Here is a 14692-nt window from a genome sequence, read left to right on the forward strand (position 1 = left end):
CCGGTCCACTACGGAGCCTAGGGGGCCGAACTGTTTCGAGCAGCTCGGAACGGGATCATACACATACCCTTGGGGGGTAAGTCGACGAAAGATGTCCCGGACGCGAAACCGGGGCGGCATCGCGAGAGTGCGATGCCGCCCCGACGTTGTCCTCCGAACTCAGGCCGTGGGCCGGGTCGCTCCGGCGTACTGGCTCTGCAGTGGCGAGATCTTCACGACGTCACCGCTGGTCGGAGCGTGGACCATCTTGCCGTCGCCGATGTACATGCCGATGTGGGAGACCGGTGAGTAGTACGCCACGAGGTCACCGGGCTGTAGCTGGTCGCGCGGTACCGGTGTGCCGTACTGGGCTTGGGCCGCGGAGTTGCGGGGGAGCGTGATCCCGGCCTTCTTGTACGCCCACAACAGGAGACCCGAGCAGTCGAACGAGCTCGGCCCGGTGGCGCCCCACACGTAAGGACTTCCGAGCCTGCCCAGGGCGGCGTCGACTGCGGTTTGTGCAGCCGCCGTCGGCGCCTTGACGTTGGGTGCCTTTCCGCCGGTGTCGCGCTGCGCGGCTTTGTCCGAGGCACTCAGGCTCTTGTCGGCCGCCTTGACCTGCTCGATCTGGTCGTTGAGAGTCTTCTGCTTGGCCTTGATGTCCTCGGTCAGCTTGGCTGCCGAGTCGCGAGCGTCCTGAGCCCGCTTCGCGGCGTCCGATGCTTTGTTTGTCGCGTCGGTCGCCTGCCGCACTGCGCCGGTGAGGTTGTTCATCGCGGCGTTCTTGTCCGTGGCCAGCACTTCGAGTGCCGAGGACCGATCGAGGAAGTCCTGTGTGGACGTGCCGGACAGGAGCGCCGACAGCTTGTTCAGCTGAACGCCGCTGGTGAACGACGCACCGGCGAACTTGTCCACCTCGGTCTGGTACTTCTTCTGATTTTCCGCGGCACTGGCGCCTTGGTCCTTCGCCGCGTTGACATCGGTGTTGGCCTTGTCGAGCTCGCCTTGCCTGGTTGTCAGGTCGTTCTGTGCCTTGAGCAGATCTTCGTTGAGCTTCTCGGCCTGCGCCGCGAGTTCGCGGTACTTGGTGAGGGCGTCCGAAGAGCTGGGTGGGGCTTGGGGTGCGGGGACAGGGGCGGCGGTGGCCTGAGGCTGGGCGACGGTGATCACGAGGATCACCGAGGTCGCCGCGAGAATGCCTGAGACCACCCGCCGGATGGGCTGCGACTGCACGGTCGCGCAGGTCTCCTTCGTTCGTCGCCCGCCGGCCGTAACCACGGACGAAGAGGCCGGGATCTCTGCTCGTCGTCCCACCGCGTCAGGCCCTGCCGCCCTCTTGGGCAGCGCGGGCCGCACCAGGTGATGCTCGCGGTGTGGTTCCGGTTCCCGGCTTCCCGACAAAGCCGTCCCGGCGGTGATCCCGCGTTGCCGTCCAGTCGACGGCAGCAGCCGCGAGATCTCGGCCAGGCTACGAAAAGACTTCGATGGTGTCCACCTTCTGTCGGAAGAAAGTCGTTACGAGCAGCCAAGTCACGCTGTGCTATCGGTCATAGTACTGTCTGCTATAGTGGATAGTAGGTCGGCTGACCGGACCTCGGCTCGCCGGCCACGCGGGAGTGGATCGGATGCCCGCGTGGCCTCGCTGCGCACGGCGACGCCGCCCGTTCATCGCTCTGGCTGTCCGGCTGCTCGTCGAGCCGTCGTCGATCGACGACGCCGATGTCGCCTCGATCCGCGAGCACGGCTGGAGCGACCGCGTCCTTGGCGACCTTGTGGTCCTGGTCGCGCTCAATCAGCTGACCGGCAGCTTCAACCTGATGGCCGGGCTCGGGGCGGACGAGAGCCAGCTCACTTGAAACCCATACCCCCTAGGGGTACCGTGAAGGTATGAACGGCTACAGCGGCGACAAGGACGGCTTCCTGCAGCGCATGCGCCGCGTCGAAGGTCAAGTCCGCGGCATCGCCAAGATGATCGAGGACGACAAGTACTGCATCGACGTGCTGACCCAGGTGTCCGCGGCGACGAAGGCTCTCGAAGCCGTCGCGCTCGGGCTGCTCGAAGACCACCTGCGGCACTGCGTCGCCGAGGCGGCCGCGGAAGGCGGCGAGCTTGCCGAAACCAAAGTCGCCGAGGCCGGCGCGGCCATCGCGCGCCTCGTCAAGTCCTGACCCGTCATCCGCGAAGGAGAACGCCAATGAGCACCAGCACCTACACCGTCACCGGCATGACCTGCTCGCACTGCGTGGCTTCGGTCAGCGAAGAGGTCGGTGGCCTCGACGGTGTCACTGACGTCGCTGTCGATCTGCCCACCGGGGCCGTCACCGTCACCAGCAACCGGCCGGTCGACGACGCGCAGGTCCGCGCAGCCGTCGAGGAGGCCGGCTACCGGCTTGCCGGGTAGACCCGGCCTCACACGAGGGAAGCAGACATGAACACCACTACACGACTCGCCGCGTTCGGCGGAGCAATCGTCTTGCTGGCAGCCGGGGGGTTCGCTTTAGGGAATGCGGTCAGTCCGGTTTCGGCCGCGACCAGTGAAAACGCGGGTCACGGCGACATGGGCGGCGAGCACGCCGGCATGACCGCTCCCGTGGACGACCTACCAGGCGGGCTGGCGTCGAGCAAGGACGGCTACACGTTCACTGTCGCCGACACGACTCCTGACCGCGGCCGGTTCTCCTTCACGATCACCGGCCCGGACGGCAGGCCGGTGACGGGTTTCGACGTCGAGCACGAGAAGAAGCTGCACCTGATCGTGGTTCGCCGCGACACCTCGGGCTTCCAGCACATCCACCCGGAGATGGCGCCGGACGGCACGTGGAGCGTCCCGCTCACCCTGCCGGCGGCCGGTTCCTACCGCGCGTTCGCCGACTTCGCCCCCACCGGCGGCAAGGCGATGACCCTCGGTACCGACCTGTCCATCGCGGGGAACTACCAGCCGGTGGCGCACGCGCCCAGCCGCACGGCCGAGGTCGACGGATACACCGTCGAGCTCGCCGGGGACCTGACGGCCGGGAAGACGTCACCGCTCACGCTGACCGTCAGCCGCGACGGCGTCCCGGTGACCGATCTGCAGCCCTACCTCGGCGCCTACGGGCACCTGGTCGCGCTGCGCGAAGGCGACCTCGCCTACCTGCACGTCCACCCCGAAGGCGAACCCGGTGACGGGAAGACAGCCGCCGGACCGCAGGTGAAGTTCGCCGCCGAAGTCCCCAGCGCGGGGACCTACCGGCTGTTCCTCGACTTCCAGCACGGCGGCGTCGTGCGGACCGCCGAGTTCACTCTCCCGACCGCCGGGACTCCGCCGGCACCGGCGCCCGCCGACGGCCACGGCCACTGAACCGCGAAAGGAGCCGATCATGACCAGCACCACCGCCCCGACCGGCGGACCGGTCACCGAGATCGAACTCGCGATCGGTGGCATGACCTGTGCCTCATGCGCCAACCGCATCGAACGCAAGCTCAACAAGCTCGACGGCGTCACCGCATCGGTCAACTACGCCACGGAAAAGGCGCGCGTCCACGCGCCCGAGGGCGTCGACCCGGAGACGCTGGTCGCCCAGGTCGAAGCCGCGGGCTACCACGCGACCGTGCCGCAGCCGGAGAAGCCCGAACAAGCCGAGGACGCCGACGACCCCACGCGGACGCTGCGGCAGCGCCTCGTCACCAGCGCTGTGCTCGCGGTCCCGGTGATTTTGCTGGCGATGGTGCCGGCGCTGCAGTTCACCTACTGGCAGTGGATCTCGCTGACGCTGGCCGCGCCGGTCATCACCTGGGGTGCCTGGCCCTTCCACCGGGCGGCGTGGACGAACCTCCGCCACGGCGCGGCCACCATGGACACCCTGGTGTCGATGGGCGTGCTCGCGGCGTCCGTGTGGTCGTTGTGGGCGCTGCTGTTCGGCACCGCCGGCACCCCGGGCATGGTGCACCCGTTCGAGCTGACGATCGCCCCCTCCGACGGCGCGGGCAACATCTACCTCGAAGTCGCCGCCGGCGTCACCACGTTCATCCTCGCCGGCCGCTACTTCGAAGCGCGGTCCAAGCGCCGCGCGGGCGCCGCGCTGCGCGCCCTGCTGGAGCTGGGCGCGAAAGAGGTTGCCGTCCTGCGTGACGGCGCCGAGGTTCGCCTCCCCACGTCCGACCTGGTGGTCGGGGACCGGTTCGTCGTGCGCCCGGGCGAGAAGATCGCCACCGACGGCGTCGTCGAGGAAGGCAAGTCCGCGGTCGACGCCTCGATGCTCACCGGCGAGTCCGTTCCCGTCGAGGTCGGCGAAGGCGACCCCGTCACCGGCGCGACCGTCAACGTCGGCGGCCGGCTCGTCGTGCGCGCCACCCGCGTCGGCGCCGACACCCAGCTGGCCCAGATGGCCAAGCTGGTCGAGGACGCCCAGAGCGGCAAAGCCGAGGTCCAGCGCCTGGCCGACCGGATCTCCGGCGTGTTCGTGCCGATCGTGATCGCGCTGGCGGCCGCCACGCTCGGCTTCTGGCTCGGCACCGACGTCGGCACGGCGGCCGCGTTCACCGCGGCGGTCGCGGTGCTGATCATCGCCTGCCCCTGCGCGCTCGGCCTGGCCACGCCGACGGCGCTGCTCGTCGGCACCGGCCGCGGCGCCCAGCTGGGTGTGCTGATCAAGGGCCCGGAGGTCCTGGAGTCGACCCGGCGGGTCGACACGGTCGTACTCGACAAGACCGGCACGGTCACCGCCGGCCGGATGACGCTCACCGGCGTGCACGTCGCCGAGGGCGTCGACGAGGCCGAGCTGCTGCGGTTGGCCGGCGCGCTCGAGGACGCGTCCGAGCACCCGATCGCCACGGCGATCGCCCGCGGGGCGCGGGACCGTGTCGGCACCCTGCCCGCGGTCGAGGACTTCACGAACGTGGAAGGGCTCGGAGTGCAGGGAGTCGTTGACGGGCACGCGGTCTTGGTGGGCCGCACGGCGCTGCTGGAGGACTGGAGTCAGCCGCTGCCGGATGACCTCGCTACCGCGAAAGTGGCAGCGGAGGAGCGCGGGCAGACCGCGGTGGCGGTGGCCTGGGACGGCGCGGCCCGTGGCGTGCTGCTGGTCGCCGACACCGTGAAGCCGACGTCGGCCGAGGCCGTCGCCCAACTGCGTGAGCTGGGGCTGACCCCGGTGCTGCTCACCGGCGACAACACGGCCGTCGCGCGGGCGGTGGCCGCGGAGGTCGGGATCGACGAGGTGATCGCCGAGGTGCTGCCCGCCGACAAGCTCGACGTCGTCAAGCGGCTGCAGGACCAGGGCAAGGTCGTCGCGATGGTCGGGGACGGCGTGAACGACGCGCCGGCGCTGGCCCAGGCCGACCTGGGGCTGGCGATGGGCACGGGCACGGACGTCGCGATCGAGGCCAGCGACATCACCCTCGTCCGCGGTGACCTGCGTGCGGTCGCCGACGCGATCCGGCTGTCCCGCCGGACGCTGCGGACGATCAAGGGCAACCTGTTCTGGGCGTTCGCGTACAACCTGGCGGCGTTGCCGCTGGCCGCGGCCGGGCTGCTGAACCCGATGATCGCGGGCGCGGCGATGGCGTTCAGCTCGGTGTTCGTGGTGGGCAACAGCCTCCGGTTGCGTGGCTTCACGTCCCGATCGACGGCTCAGCCGAACCGGACCTGAGCGCTGCGCGGTCCGGCTGCAGTCCGCGGATCTGGCTTCCGAAGCGTATCCCTCATTTCAAAGGAGGGCACATGAGCACTGCCGTGACCGCGGTCGACGGGGTGACTGACGTCGACGTCGACATCAGCAACGGTGAGCTGACGGTGTTCAGCGACGCGGAACTCGACGCCGACAAAGTGCGGGCAGCCGATTAGCGGCAGGCTATGAACCCGGCGATCAGCACCAGCGCCACCGCGATCACCTGTGGGGCGAGGAATGCGGCGATGCTGCCCGCGACCGTCCTCAACGCCATCGGCCGCGGTGGCGACGAGGGGGTGTCGAGTCGGCTCAACCGGATCGCCGTGTCGCCGCCGGCCATCGCGAGGGCGCGTCGGGGACCGTTTACCGCCTTGATCGTCCGGAGTGCGGAACGGAGCGGCTCGCGTCCGCACTGCGCGGCCGCCGTCCGGTCGGCGGCCAGTTCCACCAGCAGCCGCGTCGCGCCAGGCAGTTCCCGCATCAGCGGCATGAACCGCAGCGTCCGGCCGAGTACTTCCGACCAGCCGATGAGCAGGTGATGGTGCCCGTGGACGTGGGCTCGTTCATGCGCCAGCACCGCGCCCAGTTCGCGTTTCGTCAGCCGTGCCGCGAGGCCGTCGCTGGCGACCACCAGCGCCCGGCGGCCGCCGAGGCTGTACGCGATCGGTTGCTCTTCCGGCAGCCACAACGTGGGCAACGGCCTGGTGTCGCGGGTGCCGGCGAGCCGGAGCGCGGTCAGGTGGCGCCGGTGCAGAACGTGTCGCCGTCGGCGGCGACGTAGTGAAGCCAGCGCCAGCCGACCGAGCGCGGTGGCCAGGACGGCGCCCGCGACGGTTCCGACCAGCGGGTCGAGGCCGGGAACGTCGTCGTGGTTCAGCGCTGACCAGCAGTCGTGGAGCACTCCGATGACCGCGTCGGCGGGGCCGTGTCCCGGCAGCACGAGCAGCAGCACCCCGGCGATCGTCCCGGCGACCACGCCGGCAGCGGTCAGCAGCCACCAGACGATCGCCGTTCCCGGGTCGATCCTCGCAGCCAGCCTGCTCAACAGCACCGGAGACCACCAGCCGACCGTGATGGTTCCGAGCAGCAGAGCAGCCGCGAGGATCACTGCTTTCTCGGCTTCCGGCGCAGCGCCCGGCGGAGGACGTCCGACTCCTCCTCGGTGACGGTGCTGATGAAGTGCAGCAGCACGGACTCGCGGTCGTCGACGGAGTCGAGCACCTCCCGCAGGCTCTGCGCGGTGGCTTCCGCCCGCGTGGTGACGGGGCGGTAGTGGTAGGCGCGGTTTTCCAGGTCTCGAGTGACCCGGCCTTTCCGGTGCAGGTTGTCCAAGACGGTCATCACCGTCGTGTATGCCAGGTCCCGATGCTGGTTGAGCTCGTCGAGCACCTGGCGGACCCGCATGGGTTCCGTCGCCTTCCAGAGCACGTCCATCACCGACGCTTCGAGCTCGCCCAGACCCAGCATGACACCTCCGCGAGCCAGGATACTTCCTGCACGCCGGGCTGCCGATGATCGCCGGAGCGACGCCTGCCGCCCCGGCGATCGGTGATCAGCTCTGCGTGAGCAAGCCCTGCATCTCGGTGATCTCCGCCTGCTGGGCGTCGATAATCTTCTGGGCGAGAGCCTTGGCATCGGCGTTGCTGCCCTTGGACAGCTCGGTCTTGGCCATGTCGATCGCACCCTGGTGGTGCTTGATCATCATGTCCAGCCACATCTTGTCGAACTCGGTGCCCTTCGCGGCCTCGAGCTGCTTCATGTCATCGGCGGACATCATGCCGGGCATGTCGTGGTCCATGCCGGGCATCGACTCGTGGGTCATGCCCGGCATGCCGGACGTGCCGGCGCCCCAGGTGGTCAGCCAGCTCTGCATCTGCTGGATCTCTGGGTCCTGGGCCTTCGCGATCCGGCTCGCGAGGTCGACCACCTTCGGGTTCGTGCTGCGCGACGGGACGAGCTTCGCCATGTCGAGCGCCTGGCTGTGGTGCGGGACCATCTGCTGGGCGAACGTGACGTCGTCGGCGTTGTGCTCGCCCGCCGTCTGCGCGGAGGGCGATGGCGCCGGTGCCGACGAGCTGTGGTCCGTTCCGGACAGGGAGTCGTTGCTGCTGCAGGCGCCGAGCAACACGGTGGAAGCCAGGGCGATGCCACTGATGAGGACGGTTTTGCGCATGACAAATCCTTCTTTGTGCTTGTTGGTACGTGAATCGACGGGGCCGTGTAGGCGGGTCGATCACGTACGCAATACGCACAAAGAAGTCAGGATGCTCCGGCCGGATCTGTCAGGCGGACGCCCTCGACGTGGTGAGCCGCGAAGCTTGGTCACCTGAAAGAGCAATGCCTTGCGATGTGACATCGCCAGGAAGGCGACGACGGCCGCGAGGAGGGCGCCCGCCGCGGCCAACACGGCCAGACAGAGATGCAGGATGTCGTGCATCTCACTAGGCATGCCCGGTCCGTGTTCACCGGAGGCGGCGACCTGCGGAGCGGCGACCGCCTCCATCCCGGCGACGGGCATGGCGTGTGTGGTTGCCGCCGCGGTATCCGACATCCCGGAGGTCGAGCTGACGTGATGCATCGCGACGACGCAGAAAGCCAGCACGCACAGCAGAACGACCCGCTGCCCGTTGCTGAACCGGTTCGTCGTCACTACCTCACCGTATCAACTGTTGTTCGGCCGGCGGCCGGTTACTGCGGCCTGAGGCTAGGGCTCACACCGTTGCACGAGGAATCGTGCGAGCCGGTTCACTGCGCTCCTTTGGGAGCGTTTTTCTCGGAGAACTGCTGCCCGCCGACGCCGTCGGGAAACCGGATGAACGTGACCGGCCGGCCCGCGAGGTGCGGCAGGAGCACTTCGGCGATGTGGGAGTAGTAGTTGATGACTTCGCCTTTGGTGAAGCCGTCCGGGTACAGCTGCTTGTCCAGGGCGGTCTCGTTCAGCGGCCACGACACTCATTCGTCCGCCTGGATGTAGCGCGCCGGGCGAAGATCAGCGGGACGCCGGGCACCACCGTCACGCCACCGCGGCCAGGATCAACCGGCTCCGCCGCCAATTCACGAAGCCGGCGACGACCTGCGTCGCAACCGCGAGGGCCGCATACCCCATCAGCCACGGGGTGTACCCCGGCGGCTGCGCGTTGTCGGTCATCGGATCGAAGAGCACGGGCACCGCGTAGACCGCGGGCATCGCGATGAGGAGGTCCTGGAGCCGCACGGCGGCGTCCACCGCCAAGGACGTCTCGTCCTCGGCGATGACCGGGCGCCGGAGGATGCCGGTCAGGATCATCGCCGTGACGACGCCGCCCAGCGCCAGGAGACCGAGCCAGCTCCACGCGTACGTCCGGAACGGTGTCGTCACGAGGATCGTGACGGCGAGTGCGGTGCCGCCGCCGAACGTGACCAGCAGCGCCGCGATGTCCCAGCCGCCCATTGCGAAGCCCGGCCGGCGCTCGATCGCTCGTGTCCCGGGCAGCGCCCGCGCCTGGCGGTCGCGTACTCGCACCGGCAGCCAGTTGGACAGCTGCAAGAAGATCATGAGGAAGAACAGGTACCCGCCGCCGGTCAGTTCCTCGCCGCGGACGCCGGGCAGGAACGCCAGACACAGGTAACCGACGTTGGCGGCGCACATCACCAGGATCGCCGGGACGATCCACCGCCACCACCCTGGCGGCCGGGCGCCACCTCGGAAGCCGAGGCGCAGCACCAGCAGGTCAGTCAGCGTCGGCACCTCGACGCCGTGCTTGACCAGCCAGCGGCCGGCCGCCGCGCGCTCCGCGTCCGTCACCGCCGGGGCGCTCACCGGGCCACCGTCCCGTCGCTGCTCGACGGCACGTGGCGGTACCGGCGCCGGAACGAGAACGCGGCGGCGGCCAGCGTCGCGAACGCCAGGACGACGTACCCCACCCGCAGCGGAAACCACGGCGGCACGGACGGCCAGGTGGTGGCGAAGTCGATCCAGGCGAGGAGCGTGAACCCCGCGGGTTGCGCGAACAGCAGGGCAGCCTGGGCGCGCAAGGCCGCGTCGACGCCGAGCGACGTCTCGTCCTCGGCGATCACCGGCGCACGCAGCGCCGGAACGAGGACCAGCGCCACGCTGCCGGCCCCGAGCGCCAAGGCCGCCGCCCAGCCCGCGCCGGCCGCCGGGCTGGAGACGAACGTCGCGGCGCACAGCACCGCGCCGCCGCCGAACGTGATCACCACCGACGCCAGGTACCACCAGCCCACCTGGGCGGCCGCTGCCCGCAACGACGGCCGGGCTCCTGCGGGTACCAGCCGGGCGGCGGCGCGTTCGCGCGGGCGGACCCGGCCCCACTGCAGCACCGGGAAGGCGGCGTAGACCGCGCCGACCACCACGAACCGGGCCGGCGCCGGAACCGGCGGCAGGATCACGATGCCCCAGACCGCGCCCAGGAGCAGGCCGTAAACGGGGTACGACCGCCGGGCCTGCAAACGGGACCCGACGCGCAGCGCCAGCAGCCGCGTCAGCCGGTCCATCGCGACGCCGCGCCGGGCCAGCCACGTCCGCGCCGCCTGTACTTCGGCGACCGTCGGCTGGTCCGGCGTCACCGATCTCGCCGGTCCTTCCACCACCATCGAACCTCCCCTGTCCCGCCGTACACGCCCGGAGCGCCAAAAAGGTTTACCTGCCGCAGAAAAACGCAGGCAGCGGACGGACGGCAGCCGGCCGGTCAGCTGCACGCCGGCCACGCACCACCCCAGCGGGTCGGGCACCGCCCAGTGCTCACCAGGGTGAACTGGCGACGAACCTGGTTCTGGACACGGTCCGCTACGGCATCGGCAGCATCGTGGCGGTCGGGTCCTTCGCGATCTCCTACGGCCACATCCACGCGGTCCTCATCGCGTGGTGACGGCACTGAACGGGGTGGGCCGGTCCAGGTACTGCAGTGAGGCGACGCGGCGGCGGACCTCGTCCAGCGGCGTGGGGACAGATACCGACACGATCATGCGGGTGCGTGGCATGACGGCGCGCCGCAGGCGAAGCTCTTCGGCTTCGGTGACGTGCCGTGGCGAGAACCTCTGCGACGATGGCGAGCAGTGCGTTATGGCGCTTCTGCAGCGGGTGGTTCGCCAGTTCCCGACCGCTCGCCGTCGGCACCACCCTAACGACCCGCTTCCCGTGCGGAACAGACCAACAGAACGGCCAGCCTGTTGGTTGAACTTTGCCCGATTCGCCGCTAAGCTCCCTTGCGCACTGGGAGCGCTCCCACATGGATCAGCACCGCTCATCGCCGAGAATGGAGGCCCATCCATGGGCAAGTGCAGCAGCTCCAGGTCCGTCACCCGACGGCGGAGCGTCCTCGCACTGATCATCGCCACGCTCGCCGGACTCTTCGTCGGGGTCCCGGCCGCGTCGGCGCACGGCACCATCGTCAGCCCCGCCACCCGCGCCTACCAGTGCTGGACGGATTGGGGCAGCCAGCACACGAACCCGGCCATGCAGCAGCAGGACCCCATGTGCTGGCAGGCCTTCCAGGCCAACGCCGACACCATGTGGAACTGGATGAGCGCGCTGCGGGACGGGCTCGGCGGCAACTTCCAGGGCCTGACCCCCGACGGGCAGCTCTGCAGTAACGCCTTGTCCCGCAACAACTCCCTCAACACCCCAGGTGCGTGGAAGGCGACCAGCCTCGGCAGCAGCTTCGCCATGCACCTGTACGACCAGGCCAGCCACGGCGCCGACTACTTCCGGGTCTACATCAGCAAGAACGGGTTCGACCCCACCACGCAGCGCCTCGGCTGGGGCAACCTCGACTTCATCACCCAGACCGGGAAGTACGCGCCGGCCAAGGACATCACGTTCGACGTCCAGACGTCCGGGGCCTACCGGGGCCGACACGTGGTGTTCACGATCTGGCAGGCCTCACACCTGGACCAGACGTACATGTGGTGCAGCGACGTGAACTTCGGCTAGCGAAGCGCGGCGAGGTAGGCCGAAACTGCCTCGCCGTCACCCGCGTCGGAGATCAGGCCGACGTAGCCGTCGGGGCGGATCAGCACGAGCGTGCGGTCGGTCGCGCCGTAGGCGGCGGCGAGGTGACCGGCGGTGTCGGCGAGTTCGCCGGCACCGGCCGGTCGCGCCACGACGCGGGAGGTCTTCAGACCGGGCGGGAGGGCCGCGGTCCCGAAGTCCAGCGCGGTGAAGCGGGCGCCGCGGGTCAGATCGAACAACCGGCGGGCACCGTCCATTGTCGACAGACCGGTCGCGTCGGGAGCCCGGTCGCCGGCGCGGAGCGCGGCCGTCTCGTCGCGGTCGTCACGCGTCAACGCTGAACCGCGGTAGTTCACGGCGAGCTGCGTCGTCTTGGCGTCCCGGCGGATCGGGATGCCCTTCTGTTCGATCGCCTGCTTCAGGCGGGCGTCGGACAGCGCGAGCACGTCCGCGGCGACCGGCCGCCGCTCGGCCTCGTAACTGTCGAGCAGCACCGGCGAGGCGCCTGCCGCGAACTTCCAGCCGAGGTTGTGCGCGTCCTGGATGCCGGTGTTCATCCCCTGCCCGCCGGCCGGCGAGTGGATGTGCGCGGCGTCGCCGGCGAGGAACACGCGCCCCTCGCGGTAACGGCCGGCGAGCCGGACGTTGGCGCGCCACAGCGAAACCCACTCCGGTCCGCCGAGGCGGATGTCGGCGCGGCCGGTCCGCCGCTCGAGGATCCCTTGCAGGTCCACGAGTCCGAGCCCGGGATCCTGCCCCGGCGCGATGGATGCCTGGTACTGGAAGAGGTCGGTCGAGGGCAGTGGGCAGAGGTTGACGAGCCCTTCGTCGTGCCGCCACATGTGCCAGGCGTCGCGGCCGAGGCCGTCGACACCGACGTCGGCGACGATCATCCGCACCTCGTCTCGCGTCTCGCCCTCGAACGGGATTCCGGCCCGCTTGCGGACGACGCTGTGGCCGCCGTCGCACCCGACCAGCCACCGCGCGGCGACCGTTTCCGTCCGGCCGTCCTTGACGAGCACTGCCGACACGCCGTCGTCCGACTGCTCGAAGCTCTCGAGCGCGGTGCCGAACTCGACGGCACCGCCGAGTTCCGCCAGCCGCAGCCGCAGTGCTTCCTCGACCCGCCATTCGGGCGTGATCAGGCCGGCCGGATAAGGGATGTCGGGGCGCTCTTCCAGCGGTTCGGCGCCACTCGTCGTCACCTGGCCGTCGGGCGCGGTCGACCGGATCGGCATCGCGAGCCGGCCGTGCGCGAGCGCGCGGCCGACGACGCCGAGGTCGTCGAACACCTCGAGCGTGCGCGGCTGGACCCCCTTGCCGCGCGAGCCGGGCCGCGGGCCGAGAGTGGCCTCGACCAGGCGGAACGGGACGCCGCCGCGGGCGAGTTCGCAGGCCAGCGTGAGCCCCGTCGGGCCCGCGCCGGCGATCAGCACTTCGGTCGACATCTCCCACCCCCAAGAAAGTCTTTCCTTTCTTATCAGAGTAGCCCCGGTTGTCAAGAAAGGAAAGGCTTTCTATCGTGGGCGCGTGGCCCCCGAACCCGTCCGCCGTCGTCGGCACGGCAAGCAGCTCGAAGCCGAACTCCTCGCGGCCGGGTGGGACGAGCTGGTCGAGACCGGGTACGCCCGCCTGACGATGGAGTCGATCGCCGTCCGCGCGCGCACCAGCGAAGCCGTGTTGTACCGCCGCTGGGCCCACAAGGACGACGTCGTGATGGCCGCGATCGAGCACTACCGGGCCACCCACCCGGTCGTCGTCCCCGACACCGGCACCCTGCGCGGCGACCTGCTCGCCGAGCTGACGGCGGTGAGTGAAACCCGCGCCACGTTCTTCGCCATCGCCGCGGCCACCGCGTTCTCGGGCCTGCTGGCCGGCACCGGCCTGACCCCGGCGCAGGTCCGCGCCCGGGTGATGGGCGAGGCGGCACTCCCGCGCGAGCGGGCCCTCTACCGGCGCGCCCACGACCGCGGCGAGCTCGATCTCGAGCGCGTTCCCGCCACGCTGCTCGAAATGCCGTTCGACCTGGTGCGCCACGACCTGCTGATGGAGCTCAAGGCGCCGTCGCCCGCCCGCATCCGGGCGATCGTCGACGACCTGTTCCTGCCCCTGCTCGACCGGATCTAGAGGGTGAACCCGAACCGCGCGATCACCGGGCCCCAGCGCTGGTAGGTGGCGCACTCGGGTTCGTCCGGGGTGCCACGACGGACTACGACCAGCCGAGCTTCGCCGGGTACGACTCGATGGCGATGCTGCCGGCGTATTCATGGTGTCGGTCCTGCACAACTTCGCCACCAGCGGTGCCGCTGTCGGCCCGTTGTCGACGGCGTCGTGCTCGCAGTCCTACTTGCCGTTGCCGGACCCGGCCTGCACGCCTGGGGTGAAGAACCCGGATGTCACCCAGTCCACGATCGGCTCGACGATCTGCGTGTCGGGCTGGACGGCCACGATCCGCCCGTCGACGACCTGCCAACGGGTTGAAGAAACAGGGCATCATCGACTACGACTACGGCTACGGCGACACGAGCCTGTCCGACTACGGCAACGAGAACTCCTCCAGCAAGGACTCGGTTGAGAACGCCGTGAAGAAGGCCGTGTGCCTTAAGCAGGACACTCTGCCCGCCACCCAGACCTCACTGGGAATCCAGAATCCCCGACGCGTCCAGCCGGAGCCTGGCGGCCAGATACACGCGTTGGGCAGGTCGGCATGGCCCTGCACCCCGTCGGCCTGCAGCGACGCGACCAACCCGCCTAGCCCGATCCGGATCGCGACGCCGAGGGGCTCCGACACGCTGCAGCGTGTTGAGCCCCGGCTCGTCACGTCCCTCACCCCGACGCCCGCGGCAGACGAGAAGACCGGCACATCCCCTCAGTCGTTGTTCGTCTGCCGTGCAAATTGAGGGCGGCCGACCAGCCGACGATCAGACCGACTTACCGCCGTTCAGGTGAAACGAGCCTGGAGCTCGCCTCCGACCCAGCTCGCCCAGCAGGCTCCGAGCGAGTCAGCTTGCGCAACTGAGGTAACTGTTCAGGGCATTTCGGTGTTCGTTGGCAGCCAGGGGTTTCCGGTGATGGCGTCGCGTAGCGCGGTGATGATGTGGAGGCCGTTCTTGC

General features: G+C 69.6%; 18 protein-coding genes and 1 pseudogene. 9 read left to right on the forward strand and 10 right to left on the reverse strand.

What is annotated here, in order from left to right; translation table 11 throughout:
* Nucleotides 1-159 precede the first annotated feature (159 nt).
* A complete protein-coding gene (locus AB0N03_RS21190) occupies nt 160-1212 on the reverse strand; it encodes an NlpC/P60 family protein (protein ID WP_364374220.1) in 1053 nt (350 codons plus the stop codon).
* 392 nt (nt 1213-1604) lie between these two features.
* Between AB0N03_RS21190 and AB0N03_RS21195 the strand changes: the two genes are divergently transcribed.
* The 6 genes from AB0N03_RS21195 to AB0N03_RS21220 all read left to right on the forward strand — a co-directional run bounded on the left by AB0N03_RS21195 (nt 1605) and on the right by AB0N03_RS21220 (nt 5804).
* A complete protein-coding gene (locus AB0N03_RS21195) occupies nt 1605-1835 on the forward strand; it encodes a hypothetical protein (protein ID WP_364374144.1) in 231 nt (76 codons plus the stop codon).
* Between the two features lie 31 nt (nt 1836-1866).
* Entirely contained in the window at nt 1867-2148 is a 282-nt protein-coding gene (locus AB0N03_RS21200) for a metal-sensitive transcriptional regulator (RefSeq protein WP_364374147.1), read from the forward strand.
* 26 nt (nt 2149-2174) lie between these two features.
* A complete protein-coding gene (locus AB0N03_RS21205; protein WP_364374150.1) occupies nt 2175-2381 on the forward strand; it encodes a heavy-metal-associated domain-containing protein in 207 nt (68 codons plus the stop codon).
* Nucleotides 2382-2408: 27 nt separating this feature from the next.
* A complete protein-coding gene (locus AB0N03_RS21210; RefSeq protein ID WP_364374153.1) occupies nt 2409-3320 on the forward strand; it encodes a hypothetical protein in 912 nt (303 codons plus the stop codon).
* 19 nt (nt 3321-3339) lie between these two features.
* Nucleotides 3340-5610, forward strand: coding sequence for a heavy metal translocating P-type ATPase (locus tag AB0N03_RS21215; RefSeq protein ID WP_364374156.1), 2271 nt, complete (start codon nt 3340-3342; stop codon nt 5608-5610).
* Nucleotides 5611-5681: 71 nt separating this feature from the next.
* The gene (locus AB0N03_RS21220; protein WP_364374159.1) at nt 5682-5804 is read left to right on the forward strand and encodes a hypothetical protein; all 123 of its coding nucleotides are present in this window, start codon (nt 5682-5684) and stop codon (nt 5802-5804) included.
* Here AB0N03_RS21220 and AB0N03_RS21225 read toward each other — a convergent pair.
* The 8 genes and pseudogenes from AB0N03_RS21225 to AB0N03_RS21260 form a co-directional block, all read right to left on the reverse strand.
* The gene (locus AB0N03_RS21225) at nt 5801-6736 is read right to left on the reverse strand and encodes a M56 family metallopeptidase (protein ID WP_364374161.1); all 936 of its coding nucleotides are present in this window, start codon (nt 6734-6736) and stop codon (nt 5801-5803) included. The two genes, AB0N03_RS21220 and AB0N03_RS21225, sit on opposite strands and share 4 nt — an antisense overlap.
* Complete coding sequence (locus tag AB0N03_RS21230; RefSeq protein ID WP_364374164.1) at nt 6733-7095, reverse strand: BlaI/MecI/CopY family transcriptional regulator; 363 nt, start codon at nt 7093-7095, stop codon at nt 6733-6735. The genes AB0N03_RS21225 and AB0N03_RS21230 overlap by 4 nt, the downstream gene beginning before the upstream one ends.
* Before the next feature lie 85 nt (nt 7096-7180).
* Nucleotides 7181-7801, reverse strand: a complete 621-nt coding sequence (locus tag AB0N03_RS21235; RefSeq protein ID WP_364374167.1) for a DUF305 domain-containing protein — start codon at nt 7799-7801, stop codon at nt 7181-7183.
* Between the two features lie 60 nt (nt 7802-7861).
* The gene (locus tag AB0N03_RS21240; RefSeq protein ID WP_364374170.1) at nt 7862-8278 is read right to left on the reverse strand and encodes a DUF6153 family protein; all 417 of its coding nucleotides are present in this window, start codon (nt 8276-8278) and stop codon (nt 7862-7864) included.
* A 101-nt stretch (nt 8279-8379) separates the two neighbouring features.
* A pseudogene (locus tag AB0N03_RS21245) lies at nt 8380-8559 on the reverse strand (ATP-dependent DNA ligase); the annotation flags it as partial.
* Between the two features lie 82 nt (nt 8560-8641).
* Nucleotides 8642-9427, reverse strand: coding sequence for a hypothetical protein (locus AB0N03_RS21250; protein WP_364374173.1), 786 nt, complete (start codon nt 9425-9427; stop codon nt 8642-8644).
* Nucleotides 9424-10221, reverse strand: coding sequence for a hypothetical protein (locus AB0N03_RS21255; protein ID WP_364374176.1), 798 nt, complete (start codon nt 10219-10221; stop codon nt 9424-9426). Before AB0N03_RS21255 ends, AB0N03_RS21250 begins: the two co-directional genes overlap by 4 nt.
* A 261-nt stretch (nt 10222-10482) precedes the next feature.
* Nucleotides 10483-10608: a hypothetical protein gene (locus tag AB0N03_RS21260; protein ID WP_364374179.1), complete on the reverse strand. Its 126-nt coding sequence runs from the start codon at nt 10606-10608 to the stop codon at nt 10483-10485.
* A 289-nt stretch (nt 10609-10897) separates the two neighbouring features.
* Between AB0N03_RS21260 and AB0N03_RS21265 the strand changes: the two genes are divergently transcribed.
* Complete coding sequence (locus AB0N03_RS21265) at nt 10898-11560, forward strand: lytic polysaccharide monooxygenase (protein ID WP_364374182.1); 663 nt, start codon at nt 10898-10900, stop codon at nt 11558-11560.
* Here AB0N03_RS21265 and AB0N03_RS21270 read toward each other — a convergent pair.
* Nucleotides 11557-13026, reverse strand: a complete 1470-nt coding sequence (locus tag AB0N03_RS21270) for an FAD-dependent oxidoreductase (RefSeq protein WP_364374185.1) — start codon at nt 13024-13026, stop codon at nt 11557-11559. The genes AB0N03_RS21265 and AB0N03_RS21270 overlap by 4 nt on opposite strands.
* An 82-nt stretch (nt 13027-13108) precedes the next feature.
* On the opposite strand from AB0N03_RS21270, the gene AB0N03_RS21275 reads away from it, so the two are divergent.
* Nucleotides 13109-13705 (forward strand): TetR/AcrR family transcriptional regulator, encoded by a 597-nt coding sequence (locus AB0N03_RS21275; protein WP_364374188.1) that lies wholly within the window; start codon nt 13109-13111, stop codon nt 13703-13705.
* Nucleotides 13706-14055: 350 nt separating this feature from the next.
* Entirely contained in the window at nt 14056-14478 is a 423-nt protein-coding gene (locus AB0N03_RS21280; RefSeq protein WP_364374191.1) for a hypothetical protein, read from the forward strand.
* Nucleotides 14479-14692: the final 214 nt, after the last annotated feature.

This window comes from Amycolatopsis sp. NPDC051061 (assembly GCF_040682935.1).
GTDB lineage: Bacteria > Actinomycetota > Actinomycetes > Mycobacteriales > Pseudonocardiaceae > Amycolatopsis.